The following is a 24,193-nucleotide window of genomic DNA, read 5'->3' as shown; positions in this document are numbered from 1 at the left end:
CCGGGTGCGGGCGGCGCGGCGGGCGTCGCGGCCGTCGCGCGGCGGGCGATGACGGCGGCCACGGTCACGATCGGGGCGAGCATGAGTACCCGGGTCAGTTTGACGACGACGGCCACCGCGAGGGCCGCCGGGCCGGCGATCTGAGCGGTCGCGACGACCTGGCCCACGTCGTGCACACTCGCTCCGACCCAGTGGCCGAATTGCAGGCTGGAGAGCCCGAGCGGATGCCACAGCACCGGCAACACGGCAATGGCGAGGGTTCCGCAGAGGGTCACGAGGGCGACCGGCACCGCGGCATCCGTCTTCTTCGCTCCGATGGCGCCGCTCATCGCACCGATCGCCGACGCGCCGCAGACCGAGAATCCGGTGGCGATGAGCAACGGTTGGTGACCGGGCAGGCCCAGCCGACGGCCCAACCACCAGGTGCCGCCGAAGGTGCCGAGCACAATCGCGACCGTGCTGACGATGCCGACCCAGCCGAGGTCGGCGATGTCCGTGAGGCTCAGGCCCAGCCCGAGCAGCACGATGCCGAGCCGCATGAAACGTACCCCGGCGACCTCGAGGCCCGGCGCCCACACTCCGCCGAGCAGCGCACGCAGTAGGGGCAGCTGCCCGGCGACGATTCCGAGCGCGACGGCCAGGGTGAGCAGGGGGAGGGCTGGCACGAGTGAGTGCACGCCCCAGGCGATGAGGGCCGCGGCGGCTGCCACGAGCACACCGGGTATCCACATGGACTCAGCCTAAGCTGCGGTCGTGCCGTGCTGTGCTGTGCTGTGCTGTGCTGTGCCGTGCCGTGCCCGCGCGGCGCCTCGAGACGCCACGGACACGACAAAGCCGCCACCCCGTGAGGGGTGACGGCCGGTTCGTTCGAGCGGCGTCCCTGCGGCGAAACCGTGCTAGCTGCGGCGGAACTGTGTGACCATCGGGCAGTCGAACGGGTCGCGAGCCGCGAGGCCGACCCGGTTGAGGTACTCGATGACGATGCCGTAGCTCTGGAAGAGTCCGGTCTCGGTGTAGTTGATGCTGTGGGAGTCGCAGTATTCCTTGGCGATCTCGCGTGCCTTCTTCAGGTGCGGGCGGGCCATGTTCGGAAACAGGTGGTGCTCGATCTGGTAGTTCAGGCCGCCCATGAAGGTGTCCATGGCCAGGCCGCCCTTGATGTTGCGGGAGGTGAGCACCTGGCGGCGCAGAAAGTCCACCCGGCTGTCGGCCGGCAGCTGAGGCATTCCCTTGTGGTTCGGCGCGAAGGAGGCACCCATGTAGACCCCGAAGACGGCCATCTGCACGCCAATGAAGGCGAACGCCATGCCGATCGGCAGAAAGTAGAAGATGACGGCGACATAGAGCACGATGCGAGTGGTCAGCATGGCGATCTCGGTTGCGCGCTTGTCGACTTTGCCCTTGCCGAAGACGGTCTTGAAGCCGTGGATGTGCAGGTTGATGCCCTCGAGGGTCAGCAGCGGAAAGAACAGGTAGCCCTGCTTGCGGGTGATGAAGGAGGTGAGCCAGTTGACCTCTGAGGCGTCTTTCTCGTTGAAGCGGATGACGTCGGGTTCGATGTCGGGGTCTTTACCGATCACGTTCGGGTTGGCGTGGTGACGGCTGTGCTTGGTCATCCACCAGGCGTAGCTGATGCCCACGAACAGGTTCGCGAGAACGCGACCGGCCCGGTCGTTGGCCGGCCCAGAGGTGAACACCGCGCGGTGCGACGCCTCGTGGGCGAGAAAGGCGAACTGCGTGAAGATGATGCCGAGCGCGGCGGCGATGAGCAGCTGGAACCAGCTGTCACCGAGCAGCACGAAGCCGGCGGCCGCGCCGAGAAAGGTCACCACGAGGATCGAGAAGACAACCCAGTAGTAACCGGTGGCCCGCCCGAGCAGGCCGAGGTTACGCACGGTATGCAGCAGCGAGGAATATTCGCTCGCGGGATTCTTCGAATCTCCACCCGGCCGGGTCCTGATGATGCGGACCGTGGGTGCGGCAGTTGCTTCCGACATGAGGCCTTAATACTTCGTGGGACTTCTCAGCCGGGACGTGAGCAATTACTCGTAGATCAGATACCCGCCAGTCTAGGGTCGACCGCTGGAGAAAAGCGACGTTTTAACGCCGCATTCCCAGTCGCTATATGCCATCGCGGGCATATATCGATCCCCGATCAGCGCCAACTTTCCATCCAGGTATGTATCCGCCAGAAGTCGTAGGACGTCTGCGAACCGGTCCACAGGGGGTAGAAAAAGGCGCTCACGAGGGTCGCGACGATGAGGAAAACCATCACGATCCGCACTCCGACGAGGCTGCGGTCGCGCAGCCAGCCAGACCCCGACACTGAGCCGTCTGTTAAGGAGCCCGTAAGGTTCCCGTCACGTTTCGGCGACCCGAACTGCTTCATGATCAGACCGATGCAGAACGTGAGCCCGAGCAGCAGGTACGGCTCGAACGCGATCGTATAGAACTGGAAGACCGTACGGTTCAGGTACATCAGCCACGGCAGGTACCCGGCGACCATGCCCATGAGAATGAAGCCGACCTTCCACTCGCGGTAGCGGGCCAGCCGGTAGATCAGGTAGAACAGGGCGGCGGTCGACGCCCACCAGATGAGCGGGTTGCCGACCGAGGTGATGGCTTCGGAGCAGACGTCGTAGCCGCATCCGTTTTCACCGCGGTTCGAGCCCTCGTAGAACATGCTGGTCGGGCGAATCATGAACAGCCACGTGAGCGGGTTCGACTGGTACGGATGCGGCGTGCTGAGCCCCACATGGTAGCTGTAGGCCGCGTCCTGGTAGTGCCAGAAGCTCTGTAGCGAGTTCGGCACCCAGGCGAGGGCACCGGTCCAGGCGGCGCCTTCGCCGTTGGCCCACTCCCTGTAGTAGCCACCGCGGGTGAGGAACCAGCCGGTCCATGACAGCAGATAGGTGACGACCGCGATCGGTACGAGCAGCAGGAAGGTGGCCGGCGCCTGCTTCAGCACCGCGGCGCTGAGCCAGAATGGCACCCCGGCACGGCGCCTCGCGAGGGCATCGACGATGACCAGGTAGACGCCGAAAGCAGCGAGAAAGTAGAGGCCAGACCACTTCACCGAGGCGGTCAGGCCGAAGGCGAGACCCGCCGCGAGCAGCCACGGGCGCCACCACAGGGTCGGGCCCCAGCTCGGCTCTGCGCCCGCATTCCGCCGAGCGGCGAGCGATGCGGCCAGCCGGGTGGCATGCCAGTCCCGGTCCATCAGCACCGCGCCGAACCCGAGCAGGGCGAAGAACATGACGTAGTTGTCGAGCAGCGCCACCCTCGACATGACGATCGCATGACCGTCGATCGCGAACAGAAAGCCAACGATCGTCGCGAGCAACAGCGACCCGAACAGCTTCTTGGCGATGAGCATGAGCAGTACGACCGCGAGCACGCCGACGATGACCGTCGTGATGCGCCAGCCCCAGCCGTTGTCCGGGCCCAGCACGATCATGCCGAGGCTGATCAGCCATTTGCCGAGCGGCGGATGAACGACGAAGGAGGCATCCGTCGTGAAGATGTAGGAGTTGCCTGCGGCGAAGAGGGCGTCGGCGTTCTCCGGCCAGGTCGACTCGTACCCGTTGTTGAGCAGGGTCCAGGCGTCTTTGACGTAGAACGTCTCGTCGAAGACGAGGGAGTGCGGGTGGCCGAGATTCCAGAGGCGCAGCGCTGCAGCAAGGATGACGACGAGGAGGGGGCCGGCCCAGCGGACCGCGCGACTTGATGCAAGCACCTGACCATCGTATAGAGCGGCCGTTGCGGTCGGGCCTGCGAGACTGGTTGCATGATCATCCTCGCCGCCACCCCCATCGGAAATCTGGGGGATGCCTCGACGCGCCTCATCGAGACGCTGCGCACCATCACCGTCATTGCGGCCGAAGACACCCGCGTCACCGTGCACCTGCTCAAGGCCCTCGGGGTGGAGAACCGCCCGAAGCTCATCAGCCTGCACGACCACAATGAACGGGACAAGGCCGCCGAACTGGTGGAAATGGCCCGCGACACCGACGTGCTGGTGCTGAGCGACGCCGGCATGCCGACCGTGTCCGACCCCGGGTTCCACCTCGTCGACGCGGCCGCAGCCGCCGGCGTCGTCGTCACGGCACTGCCCGGCCCGTCTGCCGTGCTCACCGCCCTCGCCGTGTCCGGCCTGCCGACCGACCGCTTCACCTTCGAGGGCTTCCTGCCGCGCAAACACGGCGAACGGGTGTCGACCCTCACGGCGCTGGCCGCCGAGCAGCGCACGATGGTGTTCTTCGAGTCCCCGAACCGCCTCGCGGCGAGCCTGACGGATGTCGCCGCCACCCTCGGCGCGGATCGCCGCCTGGTCGTCTGCCGCGAACTGACCAAGTTCTACGAAGAGGTCAAGCGTGGCACCGCGAGCGAGCTGGCCGAGTGGGCCGCCGCCGGAGTCAAGGGCGAGATCGCGATCGTCATCGCCGGGGCCGAGGTGCGGGTGCTGTCGCTGGATACCGGGGTGGCGGAGGTGCTCGCGCTGGTGGCAGGCGGTATCCGCTTGAAAGAGGCCGCGGCCGACGTGTCTGCGGCGAGCGGGCTCGGTAAGCGTGAGCTGTATGAGGCGGCGCTGCAGCAGAAGGCGCCGGCCGGGCCGAAGGCCGGCGGTGCCCAATCGGAGCGTGTCGGCGGGCGCGAACCGGGCCGCTGAGCCCGGTCGGGCCGCAGCCGGGCCGCGGGGCGTAACGCGACAGACGCCGGTTGGGGCGAGCGATGCTGCCCCGCATAAGATGTCAGCATGTCTGACGGCTCTTCTTTTTACATCACCACGCCCATTTTCTATGTGAATGACGTGCCCCACATCGGGCACGCCTACACCGAGGTGGCCGTGGATGTGCTCGCGCGCTGGCACCGCCAGCGCGGCGATGACACCTGGCTGCTCACCGGAACCGACGAGCACGGCCAGAAGATCCTGCGCACCGCCACGGCGAACGGGGTCTCGCCGAAGGAATGGGCCGACCGCCTCGTGGAGACCGCGTGGAAGCCGCTGCTCGAGACCGTGAACATCGCCAACGACGACTTCATCCGCACCACCGACGAGCGCCACGAGCGGAACGCGCAGAAGTTTTTGCAGCACCTCTACGACGCCGGTCACATCTACACCGGTGAGTACGAGGGCTACTACTGCGTCGGCTGCGAAGAATACAAGCAGACCACCGACCTCGTCGACGGCACCGGTGAGTACGCCGGCCAGCCGGTCTGCGCGATCCACTCCAAGCCCGTCGAGCTGCTGCACGAGAAGAACTACTTCTTTCGGATGAGTGCGTTCGCCGACGAGCTGCTGGCCCTCTACGAGGCCAACCCCAACTTCATCCAGCCGGAATCGGCCCGTAACGAGGTCATCTCGTTCGTGAAGAGCGGCCTGAGCGACCTGTCGATCTCGCGCTCGAGCTTCGACTGGGGCATCAAGGTGCCGTGGGATGAAACCCACGTCGTGTACGTCTGGTTCGACGCGCTGCTGAACTACATCACCGCGATCGGTTACGGCGAAGACGAAGACACCTTCAACAGCCGCTGGCCGGCGACCCACGTCGTGGGCAAAGACATCCTGCGTTTCCACGCCGTCATCTGGCCCGCCATGCTGCTCGCAGCCTCCGTTCCGGTGCCCAAGCAGATCTTCGGCCACGGCTGGCTGCTGGTCGGCGGCGAGAAGATGAGCAAGTCCAAGCTCACCGGCATCGCGCCGAGCCAGATCACCGACACCTTCGGCTCCGACGCTTTTCGCTACTACTTCATGCGCGCCATCAGCTTCGGCCAGGACGGGTCATTCTCGTGGGAGGACCTCTCGGCCCGCTACCAGTCCGAGCTCGCCAACGGTTTCGGCAACCTCGCCTCGCGCGTCATCGCGATGGTCGTGCGCTACTGCGACGGCGTTATCCCCACCGCGGGCCCGTTGAGCGAGCGCGACGCGGCCATCCACGCCACCGAGCTGCGGGCGACGGATGCCGCGGGCGAGGCCATCGACCGGCTCGCCATCCACGAGGCCCTCACCGCGGTGTGGGAACTCGTCGACGAGCTCAACGGCTACCTCACGCTCGAAGAACCCTGGAGCCTGGCCAAGGATCCGGCCAAGCGCGAGCGCCTCGAGACCGTGCTCGCGACGGCCGTACGCGGCCTCGGCACCCTCGCCGTGCTGCTGTCCCCGGTCGTGCCGCTCGCCACCGCGAAGCTCTGGACCGCTCTCGGCGGCACCGGAGTCGTCACCGACCAGCGCATCGACCAAGCGTCGGAGTGGACCGGTTCCGGCCGGGTCGCCCCGCTCGAGGCGCTGTTCCCGCGCATCGAGGCGACCGTCGAGGCCGCCGCCGCCGTTCCGGCCGCTCCCGCCGTGACCGCGGTTCCTGTCACCGAGCCGCACAATGCCTAACAGTGGCACCGGCGCGGGCGACGCGTCATTCGTGTCGCCGTACGGAGCGCCGATCCGCCAGCGTGAGCAGACGCGGGGCCGCGACCTGCAGTACCCGCCACTGCCCGAACCGCTCGTCGTGCCCGTCTACGACAATCACACCCACCTTGAAATCAGCGATGGGGAGCATCCGCTCAGCTACGGCGAACAGCTCGACCGGGCGTCGAGCGTCGGCGTGCGCGGCGTGATCCAGGTCGGCGGCGACCTGGAGACCTCGCGCTGGTCGGCCGAAACGGCACTGATCGAACCCCGCATGCTCGCCGCGGTCGCCCTGCACCCGAACGAAGCGCCGCTCTATGACGCCGCCGGCACCCTCGACGACGCCCTCGCCGAGATCAACGAGCTCGCCGGGCGCCCGCGCGTGGTGGCGATCGGCGAGACCGGGCTGGACTTCTTCCGCACCGGCGAAGACGGCCAGGCCGCCCAGTTCGCGAGTTTCGAGGCCCACATCGAGATCGCGAAAGCGCACAACCTGGCGCTGCAGATCCATGACCGCAACGCCCACGCCGAGGTCATCAAGACCCTGCTGCGGGTCGGAGCGCCGGAGCGCACGGTGTTCCACTGCTTCTCGGGAGACGCCGAAATGGCCGCGATCTGCGCCGAACACGGCTGGTACATGTCGTTCGCCGGCAACGTGACGTTCAAAAACGCCGCGCCGCTACGGGCTGCCCTCGCCGCCGCGCCCCGCACACTGCTGCTGGCCGAGACGGATGCCCCCTTCCTCACCCCCCTGCCCTACCGCGGCCGCCCCAACGCGCCGTACCTGCTGCCCCACACCCTGCGCGGCATGGCCGCGCACCTCGAAACGGATGTCACCCTGCTCGCCGCACAAATCACCTCCAACACCGAACTCGTCTACGGCCGCTGGGACGCCGAACCGGTGACCTCGCTCGTCGATCCCGCGCTCGTGGTGCGCCCCGACGGGCCCCTCGCATGACCGGCCGTCACAGCGCCGATGAGCCGGTCACGCCCGGCGAGTCGTCCGTCACGCCCCCCGTCATGCCGGAAAACCTTGATCCGACCCCCGCGACCCCCGCCACGGCTGAGTCCGCTCCGGCCGAGGCTGCTCCGGCCGAGTCTGCTCCGGCCGAGTCTGCCGCCACCGACTCCGACTCCACGCCATCCGCAGCGAAGCCCGGCAAGACGCTTCTCGGGCCCGCCGAGATCCGCGACCTGGCCGAAATGCTCGGCGTGAACCCCACCAAGAAGCTCGGCCAGAACTTCGTGATCGACGCGAATACCGTGCGCCGCATCGTGAAGGTCGCCACCGTTTCCCCCGGAGACACCGTGCTCGAGGTCGGTCCGGGGCTCGGCTCGCTGACGCTGGGTCTGCTGGAGATCGGGGCATCCGTTGTCGCGGTCGAAATCGATGACCGCCTCGCGGAGCAGCTGCCGCTGACCGTCGAGCTGTTGCAGCCCGGAGCCCCGCTGACCGTGATCCTGGGCGACGCGCTCAAGATCACCGAGCTGCCCGGCGACCCCTCGCGGCTCGTCGCCAACCTGCCGTACAACGTGTCCGTGCCGGTGCTGCTGTACCTGCTGGAGAACTTCGCGTCGATTCGGGCCGGCGTCGTCATGGTGCAGGCCGAAGTGGGGGAGCGCCTCGCTGCGCCGCCCGGCAACAAGATCTACGGCAGCCCGAGCGTCAAGGCAGCCTGGTATGGCGCGTTCCGCACCGCCGGCAAGGTCAGCCGCCAGGTATTCTGGCCCGTCCCGGGCGTCGACTCGATCCTGATCGCGTTCGAGCGCCGCGCCGTGCCGTTGGAATCCGAGGAATTGCGGCGGGCGACCTTCGCCCTCGTCGACGCTGCCTTCCAGCAGCGTCGCAAAATGCTGCGGCAATCGCTCTCGGTCGTGCTCGGTGACTCGGCCGCTGCCTCTGAGGTCATGACGCGAGCCGGCATTGACCCGACGACCCGTGGCGAGCAGCTCACGGTCGAGCACTTTCTCGCGATAGCCCGCGCCCAGCTCGCCACGGCGTAGCCGCGCGGCGGGGTGGCCACAACTCCCGCGTAGCGGCGCAGCTCCCGCGCGGCGAGGTCTGTTCAGGGGGTCAGGTGGAGGTGCGCGGGTATTGCGCCGCTGCGCGGGTGGCGTGCATCCCGCGTAGCGGCGCACTACCCGCGCAGCTCGGGGGAGGACTTGGCACACCTGGCGCAGCTCCCGCGTAGCGGCGCAGTACCCGCGCAGCGGCGCAGTACCCGCGTAGCGGCGCAACTCTCGCGCAGCGGCGCAACTACCGCGCGGCGCACGCGCGGCGCGACGGATCTCGAGTTGCGCGGTACTAACGCCGCTGCGCTGTAGGCACGCCTACCGCGCAGCGGCGCAGGTACCGCGCACCTCTCAGGACTCTGTGCAGAGGGTTGGCGCAAGTACCGCGTAGCGGCGCAACTACCGCGTAGCGGCGCAGCACCCGCGCCGCGGCGCCGGCGGCCGAGCCTGGCGAGATATCCGCGCAGCCGAGTGGATGCCCGGGGCCGCCGGACACATTTCCCGCGGCGCGCGGGCGGCGGGCTAGATTCATGTCATGACTCCGATCAGCAGCAGCAGCGAAGGCATCAGCGACGCGGCCCTGAGTGCCGCGACCGGCCGTACCTGGGCCCAATGGTTCGCGGTGCTCGATGAGCAGGGGGCGCCCGGGGCGCCCGCCCACGGACGGTCGCCCTCGACTCCCGCGTGGCCGCATCCGCAGATCGCACGGTGGCTGCAGACCGAGCAGGGAGTCGACGCGTGGTGGTGCCAGGGCATCACCGTCGGCTACGAGCAGGCCCGCGGCCTGCGCCTGCCCGGCCAGCGCGCCGACGGCACGTTCGAGGTCAGCGCCTCGAAGACCCTCCCGCTCGAACAAACTCGGGCGCTCGACGTGGTGGTCGCCGTGCTGAGCGCTTCACTCGGTGCACCGGCGAGCCGGAGCAGCACGGCCGCCTATGCCACGGCGCGCTGGCCGCTCCCCGGCCAGGTCGGCGCCGTCGCGCGCGGCGGCTCGTTGCTCGCGACGGCCAATCCCACGAAGAACGGGCGCACCTCGGTGACCCTCACCAACCAGCGACTCGCCGACCCCGACATGGCTGCCCCGGTGAAAATGGCGCTGAGCGCGTGGCTCGCGGCCGCCGCGTTCGAAGCCGCCCGCGGGCTGGGCTAAGTTGAAACAATGATCACCCCGGCTGGTTCGCAGGTTGTGCACGCGCGGGCCCCCGGAAAGATCAACGTCTTTCTGAAGGTCGGCACCGTGATGGACGACGGATACCACGACCTCGCGACCGCGTTTCAGGCGGTCTCGCTGAGTGAAGACGTGCGCGCCTACCCGGCCGACGACTTCTCGGTGACGTTCACCGGTTCGATCGATACCTCTGGCCTCGCCGTCGACGGCAGCAACCTCGCCATCAAGGCCGCCCGGCTGCTCGCCCGCAAGGCGGGCTATCGCGGTGGAGTGCACCTCGAAATCGAGAAGAACGTGCCCATCGCCGGCGGCATGGGCGGCGGGTCAGCGGATGCCGCCGCCACCCTGCTCGCGTGCGACGCCCTCTGGGGAACGGCCGCGAGCCGAGAGGAGATGCTCGCCCTCGGCGCGAAGCTCGGCGCCGACGTGCCTTTCGCCTTCACCGGCGGCACCGCGATCGGAACCGGGCGCGGTGACCAGCTCAGCCCGGCCCTGGCCAAGGGCAAGTTTCAGTGGGTGCTCGCCATCGCGGACTTCGGCATGTCGACGCCCGCCGTCTACCGAGAGCTCGACCGCCACCGCACCCGCCACGCGCAGGACATTTATCCTGCGCAGGTCCAGCCGACCGTCGACTCCAACGTGCTGCAGGCTCTGCGCGCCGGCGACGCTGTCATGCTCGCCGAGAGCCTCCACAACGACCTGCAGGCCCCGGCGCTGCACCTCGCACCCGGCCTCGGCAAGGTGCTGCAGCTCGGCGAGGAGAACGGCGCGCTGGCCGGCATCCTCTCGGGTTCCGGCCCGACCGTGGCCTTTCTGGTAGCGGATGCCGACAGCGCCCTCGAGCTGCAGGTTGCCCTGAGCGCCTCCCGCTTGCGCGTGGTGCGGGCCACCGGCCCGGTGCGTGGCGCCCGCCTGATCCACGACTAGCCTCTGCCCGCCGCGGGCGGCGCGGGCGTCGGCTAAACTCGGAGGCTATGGCACATCTGCTCGGGGCTGAGTCCCTACACCTCGAATTTCCCACCCGCGTCATCTTCGACGAGGTCACCGCCGGCCTCAACGAGGGCGACCGCATCGGCGTCGTCGGCAAGAACGGTGACGGCAAGTCCACCCTCATGCGCCTGCTCGCCGGCCGCATGGAGCCCGACGGCGGCCGCGTCACCCGTCGTCGTGGTGTCACGATCGGCATGCTCGACCAGTCCGACGACCTCGTCTCGGGCCAGACCGTGGGCCACACCGTCGTCGGCAACATCGAAGAACACGTCTGGGCCGGCGACGCCAAGGTACGCGACGTCATCGGCGGCCTCGTGCGGGACATTCCGTGGGACGCCCTCGTCGACGACCTCTCCGGTGGCCAGCGCCGCCGCGTCGCCCTCGCCGCGGTACTCATCGGCGACCACGACGTGATCTTTCTCGATGAGCCCACCAACCACCTCGACGTGGAGGGCATCAGCTGGCTCGCCGGCCACCTCAAGACCCGCTGGGCCACACAGTCCGGCGGCCTCGTGGTCGTCACTCACGACCGGTGGTTCCTCGACGAGGTCTGCAACATCACCTGGGAGGTGCACGACCGACTCATCGAACCCTTCGAGGGTGGCTACGCGGCGTACATCCTGCAGCGCGTCGAGCGCGACCGCATGGGATCCGTCGTCGAGGCCAAGCGCCAGAACCTGATGAAGAAGGAGCTCGCCTGGCTGCGCCGCGGCGCCCCGGCCCGCACCGCGAAGCCCAAGTTTCGCATCGACGCCGCCAACGTGCTGATCGAGAACGAGCCGCCGCCCCGCGACACCGTCACGATGCAGTCGATGGCCATGCAGCGCCTCGGCAAAGACGTCGTGGACCTCATCGACATCGGCGTGAAGTTCGGCGACAAGACGGTGCTGAACGACATCACCTGGCGCATCGCGCCGGGGGAGCGCACCGGCATCATGGGCGTCAACGGTGCCGGCAAGTCGACCCTGCTGAACCTCGTCGCCGGCTCGCTGCAGCCGACGACCGGCCACGTGAAGCGCGGCAAGACCATCAAGGTCGCCGTGCTCACCCAGCAACTGTTCGAGCTCGACGAGATCCGCAACGACCGCGTCAGTGACGTCATCGGACGCCAGAAGACGAGCTACATGGCCGGTGGAAAAGAGATCACGCCCGGCCAGATGCTTGAGCGCATGGGCTTTCTGAGCGCGCAGCTCACGACCCAGGTCAAGGACCTCTCCGGTGGACAGAAGCGACGCCTGCAGCTGCTGCTGATCGTGCTCGATGAGCCGAACGTGCTGATTCTCGACGAGCCCACAAACGACCTCGACACCGACATGCTCGCCGCCATGGAAGACCTGCTCGATTCCTTCCCCGGCACACTGCTCGTCGTCTCGCACGACCGGTACCTCATCGAGCGCGTGACCGACAACCAGTACGCGGTGATGGACGGCGCCTTCCGCCACCTGCCGGGCGGCGTCGACCAGTACCTCGAGCTGCGCCACAAGGCCGTCGCCGGCCCCGCGCAGGGTTCGCCGGCGGATGCGTCCGGTCCGGTCAAAAAGGTGTCCTCCCTCGGTGGCGCCGAGCTGCGCAACGCGCAGAAGGAGCTCGCATCGATCGACCGTAAGGTCGTCAAGCTGCAAGACCGCATCGTGCTCAAGCACGAGAAGATCGCCGCTCACGACCAGTCCGATTTTGCCGGTCTCGGGGCGCTCGGTGTGAAACTCAGCGAACTCGAAGCATCCGTCGCAACGCTCGAAACGCGCTGGGTCGAACTTTCCGTGCTGCTGGAGAGCTAAGCGCGCAGCATCTGTGACAGCGTGTGTCACGGGTGGTTGGGGGTCGCAGTTTCGCCGGTTATCGTTGACAGGTGCCTCGCGGAGCTGCGGCACAGACCCCCACACCTTTTACGCGTGGATTTTCTGTGCCCGCTTGTCGTGATCGAACGGCACTCACACAGCAACTACCCCGTAGCGAAAAGGAAAACCCCGTGCGTATCTCACCGAAGCAGTCTCGTTCCGTCAAGAAGTCCTGGCTCAGCGCCCTCGTGGCCGTTCCTGTCGTCGCGATGCTGGCCGGATGCGCCGGCGGCTCCAACGAGGCGGCGACGGGCACCGAAGACGACGTCATCAAGATCGGTGTCGTGGGCGCGAGTGACCCGTACTGGGACATCTACCAGGAGGCCGCCGCTGCGGAGGGCATCAGCATCGAACTCGTCGACTTCGCCGAGTACCAGCAGCTGAACCCGTCCGTCACCGAGGGGGAGCTCGACATGAACCAGTTCCAGCACCTCGTGTTCCTCGCGGACTACAACGTCTCAAGCGGCTCCGACCTCGTGCCGATCGGCTCCACCGTGATCTACCCGCTCGGGCTGTACTCGACCGAGTACGACGGCCTCGACGAGATTCAGGAGGGTGACACCGTCGCCGTTCCGAACGACGCGACCAACCTGGCCCGCGCGCTGCTGCTGCTGCAGGCCGAAGACCTCATCACCCTCGACGGTGGCGGCACCAACCTCTCCGGCCTCGACGACATCGACGAGGAGAACTCCAAGGTGACCGTCACAGCCCTGGAAGCCTCTCTCACCGCCGCGTCGCTCGCCGATGTCGCCGCGGCCGTCATCAACAACGACTTCGTCGAGAAGGCCGGCCTCACCTTCGAGGGCGCTCTCGCCGCCGATGACCCGACCGACGCGGATGCCTTCGCGTACATCAACGTCTTCGCCTCGCGCGCCGAAGACAAGGACAACGAGACCTTCCTCAAGCTCATCGAGATCTTCCAGACCAACCAGGACGTTCAGGATGGCCTCATGGCCGTCTCCGGCGACACCGCGGTGCCGCTCGTCGCGACGACCGCCGAGCTCGAAGAGTCCCTGGCCGGCGTGACCGCCGACGTCGAAGCCGCCAAGTAGCTCACGCACCACCCGCACCACGCGTACCGTTTCGCGAGTGAGCAGTTGTGGCGCCTCCCGAGCCGGGAAGCGCAAGAACTGCTCACTCGCGTGACTTGAAGTCAGCACCACGAACAGCAGAACAGGAGTCCGTATGAGCGTTGTGTCGCTGCGGAACGTCAGTAAGAGCTACCCGAGCAGCACGAAGGGTGGCGCCACCGTCACGGCCATCGACTCGGTGAGCCTCGACGTCGAGGCCGGCGACATTTACGGCATCATCGGCTATTCCGGCGCCGGCAAGAGCACCCTGGTGCGGCTCGTCAACGCCCTCGAACGCTCCACCGGCGGCGAAATCCATATCAACGGGCGCGATATCGCGACCCTGCCCGAGCGCGAGCTGCGCAAGATTCGGCTCGGCATCGGCATGATCTTTCAGCAGTTCAACCTGCTCGGCTCGCGTACCGTCGCCGGCAACGTGGCCTACCCGCTCGAGGTCGCGGGCTTTCCGAAGCAGGACCGCGCCGCCAGGGTCGCCGAGCTGCTCAGCTTCGTCGGCCTGACCGACAAGGCGAAGTCCTATCCCGACCAGCTCTCGGGCGGGCAGAAGCAGCGTGTCGGCATCGCGAGGGCGCTCGCGACCTCCCCGAGCATCCTGCTCGCCGACGAGGCCACGAGCGCGCTCGACCCCGAGACGACGCACGAGGTGCTCGCGCTCCTGAAGCGGGTCAACGCCGAGCTCGGCATCACGATCATCGTGATCACGCACGAAATGGACGTCATTCAGACCATCGCGACGAAGGTTGCGGTCATGGACCAGGGCAAGGTCATCGAGCGCGGACCCGTGTTCGACGTGTTCTCGAACCCGCAGCACCCGGCATCCGCTCGCTTCGTGTCGACCGTTGTGAAGGGCGTGCCCTCGGCACCGGAGCTCGAGGTGCTGCGCGAACGGCACACCGGGCGCATCGTGACCCTGTCGTTTCGCGACACCGAGGTCGACCAGTCAGAGGTCTTCGGAGAATTCGTGCGAGCGGGTGTTCCGTTCCAGGTGATCTACGGTGGCGTCAATGAAATTCAGGGGCGTCCGTTCGGTCACCTCACGCTCGCGTTGCACGCCGACGACGACCGAGTGGATGCCGCGCTCGAGCGGGTACGTCTGCTCACGACCGTCACGGAGGTGCGCTGATGGATGCGCTCATCAACCTGCTGCCCGAACTGTGGACCGCGACGGGCGAGACGCTCTACATCGTCGCGGCGACCCTCTTCTTCGGCGGAATCGGCGGCCTCATCGTGGGGCTCGGGCTGTACCTGACCCGCGGCGGCAGCATCCTCGACAACAAGCCCGTCTTCGTCGTGCTCAACGTGCTCGTGAACGTGATCCGGCCGATCCCGTTCATCATCTTCCTCGCCGCAGCCCAGCCGCTCGCCCGCGCCGTCACCGGCAGCGGCATCGGCAACGACGCCATCATCTTCACGATTTCGCTCGCCGCCTCGTTCGCAATGGCCCGCATCGTCGAGCAGAACCTGCTGACCGTCACGCCCGGGGTGATCGACGCCGCCCGCAGCGTGGGCGCCGGGCCGGTGCGCATCATCTTCACGGTGCTGTTGCCCGAGGCGCTCGGCCCGTTGATTCTCGGCTTCACGTTCATCTTCGTCGCCCTCGTGGACATGTCGGCGGTCGCCGGCTTCGTCGGCGGCGGCGGCCTCGGAAACTTCGCTCTGCAGTACGGCTACCGGCAGTATGAGCCCGTCGTGACGTGGGCCGCGGTACTGCTGATCATCATCCTCGTGCAGCTCGTGCAGTTCCTCGGCAACTCGCTGGCCCGTAAGGCTCTGCGCCGCTAGAGGCGGTGCACCGGCCCGTAACGGCGCGGTCGAACCGGCCGTAGAACGCTGGTGTCACCCCAATCTGGGTGGTCACCTCGCTGTGTCCTGGCGTACACGCGCCGTTCAGACAACGCTGTGTATTAGTTCATGCTCCGGCACGGTGGGATTCATCGTCGCTCAATAGTTTTTCTGCTGTGCCAGTACAACGCGGGCCGTCTCTAGAGAGTTGCACCACAGCAATGGGCGTTCCACGGATTACTTTCACGCGCTTTTCCAGCCCCGTGAGTGCGAAACTGCTGCCCTGGCACGAGCACCGGCGACGCGTCATCGATCGCAATACCCCGGCGGGTGCTCGCGCAGAACGGCCGCCAGCGGACGAAAGCCGATCGGTGATCTGGCAGCTGCTCTCGGCCAACAACCGTGAGTTGGCCCGCAGCGCTGACATCTACGCTGACTTCGCCAGTGCCCGGGCGTCGGCCGTGCGAGCGGCCGAGGCGGTCGCCACTCGGGGAAACGTCACGCTGGTCAGTGACGACCGGCGTGGTGCCTACGGCTGGTACGTCGAGGTCGACCAGATTCCCGAGGTCGTCTGTGCCCGGTGGTACGTGGCCGAGCGTGAGCGCCGGCACGCGGTTGACCTATCGCTCGCGAGCCTCCCGCTGGCCCAGATCGCCGAGGGTGCGCGCCAGTACGTGGAGTGGCAGGCGACCGCACCGCGCGTCGCGCTGCGATGAACGACAAAACGCGTCCCCCCGGGGGGCAGGGGAACCCCGATGACATCGAGGAGACTCGTCTGATTCCGGTGGTTGCCGTACCGACAGACCTGCTGGCCACGGAGATCCTCGAACTGATTCTGACGGACTCCGTTATCGATCAGGCGGATACGCCGGACTCCGGCCGGCGCCGCTTGACCACGCGGGCCAGCACCCAGGACCGGATCTTCGAGGGGATCTCCCGCGGCGCCGGCACACTGGTGCTCACGATCATGAGCCTGGTCGGGCTGTTCCTGCTCATTCAGGGTAACCAGGCGCTGTCGGTCGCCGGCTTCAACTTCTTCACCACCGAGGCCTGGGACCCGAACTCTGGCAACTTCGGCATCGCAGCCGTTCTCGCCGGAACGATCCTGATCGCCGTCACCGCTATTGTGCTCGCGGTTCCCCTGGCCGTGGCCACGGCCCTGTACATCAGCGAATACGCGCCCCTCGCCATCCGCCAGGTGTTGACCAGCATCGTCGACCTCATGGCCGCGGTGCCCAGCGTCGTATATGGCCTCTGGGGAATGTTCCTGCTCGAGCCGAATATCCTCGGTGTGTCCCAGTGGATCTCCACGTACTGTGGTTGGATTCCCGTCTTCGCGGTGACCGGGTTCGATCCGAACGATCCGCTGGCCAGCCCCACCGTGTTCACGGCATCCACCTTCATCGCCGCTATCGTCGTGGCGCTCATGGTGGCCCCGATCGCCACCTCGATCATGCGCGAGGTCTTCACGCAGGCGCCGATCGGCGAGCGCGAGGCAGCTCTCGCGCTCGGCGCCACCAAGTGGGGAATGATTCGCAGCGTGGTGCTGCCTTTCGGCCGAGGCGGCATGATCGGCGGCACCATGCTCGGCCTCGGCCGGGCCCTCGGCGAGACCATTGCCGTGTACCTGATTATCAGCCCCGTTTTCGCGGTGCAACCGCACATCCTCGAGAAGGGGTCGAACTCGATCTCGGCCCTGATCGCCCTGCGGTACAACGAGGCGTCGCCGTTCGAGATCTCGGCCCTCATGGCGGCTGGCCTCGCCCTGTTCGTGATGACCCTGTTCGTCAACTTCGGGGCATCGATCATCATTTCCAAATCCCGATCCGGAGCGTCGAGCGACTAATGCCCCCCATCCCCACGACCCTGCTGAACGTCGTTTCTCCGACCCGAGTTCCGGTGAATTCGGAGTTGCTGATTGCCGAGCCCCGCCGTGCCACCGGTGGCCTGCGCCGCAACGATGTCTTTGCGCTGGCGGGTTCGCTGCTGGCCGCGGTGGCGCTGGCCAGCTGGCTGCAGAACCAGCTCTTCGCCTTCCAGGGCATGCTGGCCTTCATCCTGGTCGCACACGCCCTGTTCATGCTCTTTTATGCGGTTCTCATTGGGCTGACCGAATCCGTGCCGGTGGTCGTCGACAAGCTGATCACGACCCTCGTGCACTCCCTTAGTTTCGTCATGTTGCTCGCACTGGCGGCCGTTGTGACGTTCACGTTTGGTCGCGGCTGGGAAGCCCTAGCCCACGCGAACTTTTTTACCCAGGACATGAGCAACGCGGGGCCCCTCGACCCGCTGACGGCCGGCGGTGTGCTGCACGGTATGGCCGGCACCCTGATCATGATCTCGATCGCCCTGGCGATCAGCGTTCCGCTCGGCATCATGACCGCGGTCTTCCTCAGTGAATTTCCGGGGCGCTACGCCGCTGTGGTGCGAACGGTTGTCGAGGCCATGACCGCCCTGCCCTCGATTGTGGCCGGGCTCTTCATATACGCCACCGTCATCCTGGGCCTCGGGATCGAGCGGTCCGGATTTGCGGCATCCTGCGCCGTCACGGTGATGATGCTGCCGATCATCATCCGCTCCGCCGATGTCGTGTTGCGCCTCGTACCGGGCAATCTCAAGGAAGCTGCGTTCGCGCTGGGGTCAAGCCGCTGGCGAACCGTGTGGACCGTCACGCTTCCCACAGCCCGCTCGGGACTCACCACCGCGGTGGTGCTCGGAACCGCCCGAGGCATCGGCGAGACCTCTCCGGTGCTGCTCACTGCCGGGCTCACCACTTTTCTCAACCTGAACCCGTTTTCCGGGCCCATGGTCTCCCTGCCCCTGGCGACTTTCGCCTTCGTCAAGTCCCCCGAACCCGGCATGATCGCCCGCGGGTTTGGAAGTGCGGCCGTGCTGATGCTCGTGGTGCTCGTGCTGTTCTGGCTCGCGCGGGTGATCGGCGGGCGCGGCCCTGGCCAGCTGACGCCGCGCCACTTCCGCCGCATCACCGCGAGCTCGCGCGCGCTCAACTACCGCTACCTCGCCCGTGACGTCAGCGCGCATCGTGCGTCGCGGGCACTGCGCGCCGACGGGCAGACTCGGCGTTCCAGTGAGCCTCGTGCGAAAGGCGACCGGTCATGATGCGACCCCGCAGATCAGGTGGCTGGCGCCGCCGAATTATCGGCATGGTGGTCGCCGCGGCGGTCCTGGGTGGACTGGCCGGTGCCCCGGTGCCTTCGGCAGAGGCCATTGGTGCCGCGCACTATCCGATTGCCGGAGTCGGCTCGAGTTGGTCTGCCAACGCGCTGCAGCAATGGGTTCGAAACGTCTGGGACAACTACAAGTGGAAGGTCACCTATGACGACTCGGGGTCGTCGGCAGGACGGCAGCAGTTCGGGCAGCAGAACGGCGGCAAGGACTTTGCCGTGTCGGAGATTCCCTACGCTCTGACCAACAGCGACATCGTCGATCCGCGTCCCGCCCGCAAGTTTGCCTACATGCCGATTGTCGCCGGTGGTACCGCCTTGATGTACAACCTGGTGATCGGCGGCAAGAAGGTGACCAACCTGCGCCTGTCGGGTGAGGTCCTGGCCCGCATCTTCACGGGAGACATTCTGCGTTGGGATGACGCGGCAGTTGCCGCCGATAACCCCAGTCTCGCCCTGCCCGCCGTGCCGATCATCCCCGTCGTGCGGTCCGATGGTTCGGGTACGACGGCCCAGTTCACCTCGTGGATGTTCACCGAGCACGCCGCAACCTGGCAGGCCTACTGTGCCAAGCTCGGCAAGTCGAACTGCGGCATCACCTCCAACTATCCGGTCGCTACCGGGTCTCCCTTCATCGCCCGGTCGGGTTCCAACAGCGTCGCCGCCTATGTCGCCCAAACTCACGCCCAGGGGTCGATTACCTACGTCGAGTACTCGTATGCCCTCAACGCCCGGTTTCCGGTTGCGAAAATTCTCAACTCGGCCGGCTTCTACAACGAGCCGACGGCATCCAATGTGGCGGTTGCCCTGATGGGTGCGACCATCAACGAAGACGCCGCCTCCCCGGACTACCTCACGCAGCAACTCGACGGGGTCTACCGAAACGCCGACGCGCGCTCGTACCCCCTGTCCTCTTATAGCTACATGATCGTGCCGACAGCTTTGGAGTACGGGTTCACCGAAGACAAGGGCCTGACCCTGGCCGACTTCACGAACTACTTTCTCTGTGAGGGGCAGCAGCAGGCCGAGGTACTCGGTTACTCTCCGCTGCCCATCAACCTCGTGCAGGCCGGGCTGAACCAGGTCAAGAAGATTCCGGGCGGTGACCCGACCAACAAAGACATCGCCCAGTGCAACAACCCCACATTCTCACCAGATGGCAGCAACAAGCTCGCAGCGACGGCCCCCCAGCCTCAGGCCTGTGACAAAATCGGCCCCGCGCAGTGCGCCACGGGAACCGGCGGATCCAAGGACACCGCAACGGCCGTCAGCGGCCCCGGTGGTGCCGCAGCCGCGGCCGCGACGGCGACTGGCGCTACGCAGGCCGACGGCACCACGGCAGGCACGGCGGGGGCGACGTCGACAGCAGATGCGTCCGGCGCGGCTTCGGGGGGACTCGACGCGATCGCGGGTGAGTCCACCGTGGCCGCCACCGTCGTCGCCGGAATTCCCGTGCAGCTCGCGGCGAACCCCGCCGTGACCCTGTCGGGGATCGCGACCGTTCTGGCTTCAACGCTGGCACTGGTGATGATTCTGGCGCCGCCCTTCATCTCCCGCTCACGGCGGCTGGTCGGCGTGCGTGGGCCCCGGCGTGGGCTCAGGCGCGGCCGGGTCCGCTCCAGAATGCCAAGAATTCACCTCTCGTTGCGGGGTAGACCACGATCCTCTGATTCCCCGGTTACGGACGGTTCCTAACGTGAGCGCTATGCATCTTTCGAGGCGTCACCGCGCCGCCACTGCGCCTGCCAGAAACGGCCGTGCCGACCGCGCCGTCATCGGGCTTCGGGCGACCTGTTTCGCGCTGGCAGTGGCATCCGCTGGTGGCCTGTTGCTGATTGATCCGAGCGCGCTTCTGGGCGCCCACGCCAGCACCTCGGCGATTCCGCTGACGGTTGACTGGGTCGAGGATGCGAGCACGGCGGTGGCGTTCCAGCCACCGCGCGACAGCACCGGTGTGCACTACTCCGAATTCGACGACATCTCGGTCACCGTGTCGCAGACGACGAACCTCTCCGACCAGGCCCTGATTGTCGACGTGGCGGGCTTTGCCGGCACGCTCGAGGCCACGGACAGCGGCGGCATGTATTGGTCCACCGCCCAGAACTTCGTGCAGGCCATGCAGTGCTGGGGTGAAGACCCGCTGGCGGCCGACTTCGCCGAGACCTGTCAATGGGGTGGTCGATACGCTGCGAACAACGGGCTGGGCGACACCGTTTACGGCGATGTCGTGCCGCGTCTGGCGACGGCGGATGTCGACCCCTACGTCGGCAGCGCGATCGATAATCCCTTTCGCACCGTGCAGGGCGTCACGGTGACCGCAAAGCAGGAGTTCGGCGGCGTGGGCGGCAAAGAACTCACCTATCCGCTCCTGAACTACTTCAACCCGTCCACCACCAACGAGGTACAGGGTGCTCGCATCAACTCGGACGGCACCGGCTCTTTTCTGTTCGAGACGCAGTCCTCCGACCAGGCACCCCAGCTCGGCTGCGGCTCCGAAGGCCACGCGCGCTGCTGGCTGGTACTGGTACCTCGCGGAACCTCCTACAGCGGACCGACCGAGAACGGCACGAACACGGGCTGCAGCGGCCTGATCGACGGCAAGACCAACGAACCCTACGTCTACGGCCGAGCCAACTCCATCCAGGCCGGCAGCCCCGTCAATCCCCAGTGCGACTACTGGGCGAACCGCATCAACATTCCCCTGGACTTCGACCCGACCGGCCAAACCTGCGCCGTCGGCGGCTCCGAACGCCGCACAATCGGCTCCCAACTGATGGTGGGTGCGATGAGTTCATGGCAGTCGAGCCTCTGCCAGGAGCAGGACGCCGCCTTCAGCTTCTCCAGCAACCCGGACGCCCTGGCCAGAGCGCAGCTCTTGCAGGGACAGGCCGACGCTGGTTTTCTCTCCTGGCCACTCAGCGACGCCGAAGCGGAGTATGAGAGTGACAAAGCACTGTTGGCCGCAACTGATTTCAGCTACGCCCCCGTGGCCGTGACGGCACCCGTGATCGCCTTCGCCGCCGAGTTCGCGAATGGCCGGCAGGAGGAGCTGATCGTCTCGCCGCGTCTCATGGCCAAGCTGCTGACCCAGTCCTACAGCTTTGCCGTACCGAGTAATTCCTCGGACCCGGATAAAAACTTTGCCCACCTGAACTCGGTCAACCGCAGCTACAAGTACCTCAATCAGGATCCTGAGTTTCAACGGCTCAACCCGGACAACTGGCGCGAGTTCACCATGAACCCGTCGATCTCGCTTCCCGGCCCATCGGGCGCCGACGCCATCAAACAGGTTTGGCGCTGGATCCTGGCCGATGACGAGGCCAACGCCTGGCTCAACGGTGAGGCGGATGAGGCCGGAATGACCGTCAACCCCTTCTACCTGCCCGCCGGCCACCCCGCCGCCCAGGTACCGGTTTTCGTAACCGATGTGGCCGACCCCGACCAGGGGAACTACCTGCTCGACTCGACCGGCGCGATCACGATGCGCCAGGTCGGACTGACGAACATTGCCGGCGCCGGTTTCAGCCTGACGGATGCGCCGCTTCAGACCTTCATGAAGGCCGACGAGAGTCTGGTTCCCATCGAACTCACCACCGAGAAATACCGGTTCGACTCGCTGCAGTATGCGCCCTATGCGGAGTCCATGTTGGCGGCGGCCCGCGACACCTTTCGCGGCGATTCCCACTCCAAGACGGTCTGGGACGCGACTCGCATCAACGCGGCGGGTGAGCTGGGCGACTGGATCAGCGGAGGGACCCAGATTCCCGGAAAAAAGTTCATGATCGCGGTAACTGATTCGTCCTCCTCCGCGCGCTACGGCCTGAGCAACGCAGGGTTGGTACGCGCTAACAGTGACGAGGCGGTGCTGCCCACGAACAAGACCATGCAGAGCGCGCTCGGTGCGCTCAGCAGTGCGGAATCCGCGACCGTGCGCCAGGTCGACCCGTCACTCGTGACGACCGGCGGATATCCGCTCACCATGCTGACCTACCTGGCCGTCAACCTCACCGCCAGTGACGCCGACGCGCGGGATGACTATGCGGCCATGATCGAACAGGTAACAACGGCCGGCCAGATTGTCGGCACCCAGCGAGGTGAACTGCCGCTCGGTTATGCGCCCCTGAGCGACGAGCTGGTCGCCCAGTCCCAGGCCGCCGCGGCGGCTATCCGTGCCTTCGTCAACCCGGTGGTCACCTCTCCCGCGGCGGTGCCATTGCCCGACACCGTGGCAGCAACGACCACATCGATCGGTCCGGCGCAGGATGAGTACGTCGCCGGTGAGACCGCAGCTGCGGCGGTCCTTCCGGTCGCTGACACCGCCGTCACCGGAGTGGACACGTCGGCGCTGCCCGCGGCCGCTACCGACCGCACCCCCGAACTCGTCAACGCCGCCGGTGTAGGCAAGACCGCCCTCGCCCTCTCGCTGGGCCTCGGCCTCAGTGGAGCGGTGTTCGCGCCCACCTTGCTGAGAGGCCGACGGCTTCTTCCCCTCTAGATTTTCGTCTCTGCCGTTCCAGCCCCGGTAGAGACGAAGAAACCCCCCTCAAGGATTCGAAGCATTGAGGGGGGCACGTCCTCTCGGACTGCACTACACGGGCACACTATCAACACAGATTGGTAACAGCATGCAGAAGAAGAACCAGCGTCGTCTCGGCCTCATCGCCGGGCTTGCGCTCGTGGGCGTGGCTTTCGGCACGATCCCCGCCTTCGCCGACCCGGCCGCCGGCACCTATGCCCAGCTCTCCGGCACCGGTTCCGACACGACGCAGGACCTCGTGGGCGGCCTCGCCACCGCGGTCACCGCCATCGGAAACTACGACGCCGTCGGCACAGAGACGATCCAGACCAAGGCCGGCGGCCCGTCGTTCGTGCGCCCCAACGGTTCGGGTAACGGCGTCAAGGCACTCAGCGCCTCGATCAACAGCACCGGCATCAAGGTGTGGAACGGCGTCGACATCACAGGCCAGCTGGACTTCGCCCGCAGCTCGAGCGGGCCGAAGGGTTCGGGCACCGACCTGACCTACATCCCCTTCGCCAAGGATGCCGTTACATACGCCGTCAACGCCGGTGGCGACTTTCCCCGCGACATCCCGGTCGGCTCGTCCTCGCAGGACTCCGTGAGCCCGGCTCCGTTCACGCTGCGCAACATCTACCGCTGCACGGTCACCGAGTACAGCGACGCCGACTTCACCTCGGTGCCGATTCGTGCTCTGCTGCCCCAGACCGGATCCGGAACGCGTTCGTTCTGGCTCTCGACCCTCGGCCTGACCGAGGACAACGTCGTTGGCTGTGCCACCGACATCGGTAACACCGTGCAAGAGCACAGCGGCGCGCAGGTCACGGGCATCGGCGACATCGTGCCGTTCTCCATCGCTCAGTACCTCGCCCAGGGCAACCACAACACCCTGCCGACCACCGTTGCCGAGCGTCGCTATCAGGTCGCACTCGGGTCGATCGGCGGCGCGAAGCCCGTCATCAACAACGGCGGCGTCGTCGAGTTGAACTCGGCCTTCCCGATCAGCCGCAACGTGTACAACGTCGTCGCTACGTCACGTCTTTCCGGAACCAGCGCTGCCGACCTGCTGCTGCAGGCGACTTTCGCCGGCACCAGCTCGACGATCTGTTCCAACACCGCATTGATCAAGCAGTACGGGTTCGGCTCCGCTGGCTCGCTCTGCGGCAACACCACGACGTACAAGTCCCCCTACACCCTGTAATCACGA

19 protein-coding genes are annotated in these 24,193 nt (G+C 66.6%); 16 read left to right on the top strand and 3 right to left on the bottom strand.

From position 1 onward, the window contains the following. From E3T55_RS05570 to E3T55_RS05560, 3 genes are all read right to left on the bottom strand, one after another. Positions 1-731: YeiH family protein (locus E3T55_RS05570; protein ID WP_134518586.1), on the bottom strand; the 731-nt coding region annotated here is incomplete at its 3' end. 165 nt (positions 732-896) lie between these two features. After that, positions 897-1,997 (bottom strand): fatty acid desaturase family protein, encoded by a 1,101-nt coding sequence (locus E3T55_RS05565; protein WP_134518585.1) that lies wholly within the window; start codon positions 1,995-1,997, stop codon positions 897-899. 158 nt (positions 1,998-2,155) lie between these two features. Then, positions 2,156-3,736, bottom strand: a complete 1,581-nt coding sequence (locus tag E3T55_RS05560; RefSeq protein WP_241992886.1) for a dolichyl-phosphate-mannose--protein mannosyltransferase — start codon at positions 3,734-3,736, stop codon at positions 2,156-2,158. Positions 3,737-3,787: 51 nt separating this feature from the next. On the opposite strand from E3T55_RS05560, the gene rsmI reads away from it, so the two are divergent. The 16 genes from rsmI to E3T55_RS05480 all read left to right on the top strand — a co-directional run bounded on the left by rsmI (position 3,788) and on the right by E3T55_RS05480 (position 24,187). Further along, complete coding sequence (rsmI, locus tag E3T55_RS05555) at positions 3,788-4,669, top strand: 16S rRNA (cytidine(1402)-2'-O)-methyltransferase (RefSeq protein ID WP_134518584.1); 882 nt, start codon at positions 3,788-3,790, stop codon at positions 4,667-4,669. Between the two features lie 87 nt (positions 4,670-4,756). Beyond that, entirely contained in the window at positions 4,757-6,385 is a 1,629-nt protein-coding gene (gene metG / locus E3T55_RS05550; protein ID WP_134518583.1) for a methionine--tRNA ligase, read from the top strand. After that, positions 6,378-7,361, top strand: a complete 984-nt coding sequence (locus E3T55_RS05545) for a TatD family hydrolase (RefSeq protein ID WP_134518582.1) — start codon at positions 6,378-6,380, stop codon at positions 7,359-7,361. Before metG ends, E3T55_RS05545 begins: the two co-directional genes overlap by 8 nt. 245 nt (positions 7,362-7,606) lie before the next feature. After that, the gene (gene rsmA, locus E3T55_RS05540; protein ID WP_241992889.1) at positions 7,607-8,407 is read left to right on the top strand and encodes a 16S rRNA (adenine(1518)-N(6)/adenine(1519)-N(6))-dimethyltransferase RsmA; all 801 of its coding nucleotides are present in this window, start codon (positions 7,607-7,609) and stop codon (positions 8,405-8,407) included. A gap of 544 nt (positions 8,408-8,951) precedes the next feature. Further along, a complete protein-coding gene (locus E3T55_RS05535) occupies positions 8,952-9,566 on the top strand; it encodes a hypothetical protein (protein WP_134518581.1) in 615 nt (204 codons plus the stop codon). Between the two features lie 9 nt (positions 9,567-9,575). Then, the gene (locus E3T55_RS05530) at positions 9,576-10,511 is read left to right on the top strand and encodes a 4-(cytidine 5'-diphospho)-2-C-methyl-D-erythritol kinase (protein ID WP_134518580.1); all 936 of its coding nucleotides are present in this window, start codon (positions 9,576-9,578) and stop codon (positions 10,509-10,511) included. A gap of 47 nt (positions 10,512-10,558) precedes the next feature. Further along, positions 10,559-12,352, top strand: a complete 1,794-nt coding sequence (locus tag E3T55_RS05525) for an ABC-F family ATP-binding cassette domain-containing protein (protein WP_134518579.1) — start codon at positions 10,559-10,561, stop codon at positions 12,350-12,352. Positions 12,353-12,543: 191 nt separating this feature from the next. Beyond that, on the top strand, positions 12,544-13,464 hold the full coding sequence (locus E3T55_RS05520; RefSeq protein WP_241992885.1) for a MetQ/NlpA family ABC transporter substrate-binding protein: 921 nt from the start codon (positions 12,544-12,546) through the stop codon (positions 13,462-13,464). 133 nt (positions 13,465-13,597) lie between these two features. Beyond that, the gene (locus tag E3T55_RS05515) at positions 13,598-14,626 is read left to right on the top strand and encodes a methionine ABC transporter ATP-binding protein (protein WP_134518578.1); all 1,029 of its coding nucleotides are present in this window, start codon (positions 13,598-13,600) and stop codon (positions 14,624-14,626) included. After that, positions 14,626-15,285 (top strand): methionine ABC transporter permease, encoded by a 660-nt coding sequence (locus E3T55_RS05510; protein ID WP_134518577.1) that lies wholly within the window; start codon positions 14,626-14,628, stop codon positions 15,283-15,285. Before E3T55_RS05515 ends, E3T55_RS05510 begins: the two co-directional genes overlap by 1 nt. A 371-nt stretch (positions 15,286-15,656) precedes the next feature. Beyond that, positions 15,657-16,001 (top strand): hypothetical protein, encoded by a 345-nt coding sequence (locus tag E3T55_RS05505; protein ID WP_166791687.1) that lies wholly within the window; start codon positions 15,657-15,659, stop codon positions 15,999-16,001. A 68-nt stretch (positions 16,002-16,069) separates the two neighbouring features. Next, positions 16,070-17,131, top strand: a complete 1,062-nt coding sequence (pstC, locus tag E3T55_RS05500) for a phosphate ABC transporter permease subunit PstC (protein ID WP_241992884.1) — start codon at positions 16,070-16,072, stop codon at positions 17,129-17,131. After that, complete coding sequence (gene pstA, locus E3T55_RS05495; protein ID WP_134518574.1) at positions 17,131-18,405, top strand: phosphate ABC transporter permease PstA; 1,275 nt, start codon at positions 17,131-17,133, stop codon at positions 18,403-18,405. The genes pstC and pstA overlap by 1 nt, the downstream gene beginning before the upstream one ends. Then, positions 18,402-20,165, top strand: coding sequence for a phosphate ABC transporter substrate-binding protein PstS (locus E3T55_RS05490; protein ID WP_241992883.1), 1,764 nt, complete (start codon positions 18,402-18,404; stop codon positions 20,163-20,165). The genes pstA and E3T55_RS05490 overlap by 4 nt, the downstream gene beginning before the upstream one ends. Before the next feature lie 10 nt (positions 20,166-20,175). Beyond that, on the top strand, positions 20,176-22,965 hold the full coding sequence (locus E3T55_RS05485) for a hypothetical protein (RefSeq protein WP_134518573.1): 2,790 nt from the start codon (positions 20,176-20,178) through the stop codon (positions 22,963-22,965). A gap of 130 nt (positions 22,966-23,095) precedes the next feature. Continuing rightward, positions 23,096-24,187, top strand: coding sequence for a substrate-binding domain-containing protein (locus E3T55_RS05480; RefSeq protein ID WP_134518572.1), 1,092 nt, complete (start codon positions 23,096-23,098; stop codon positions 24,185-24,187). Positions 24,188-24,193: the final 6 nt, after the last annotated feature.

This window comes from Cryobacterium frigoriphilum, from assembly GCF_004403305.1.
GTDB classification, from domain to species: Bacteria; Actinomycetota; Actinomycetes; order Actinomycetales; family Microbacteriaceae; genus Cryobacterium; species Cryobacterium frigoriphilum.
Note: the sequence above shows the minus strand (reverse complement) of the source record. Positions and strands in the feature narration are given on the sequence as shown.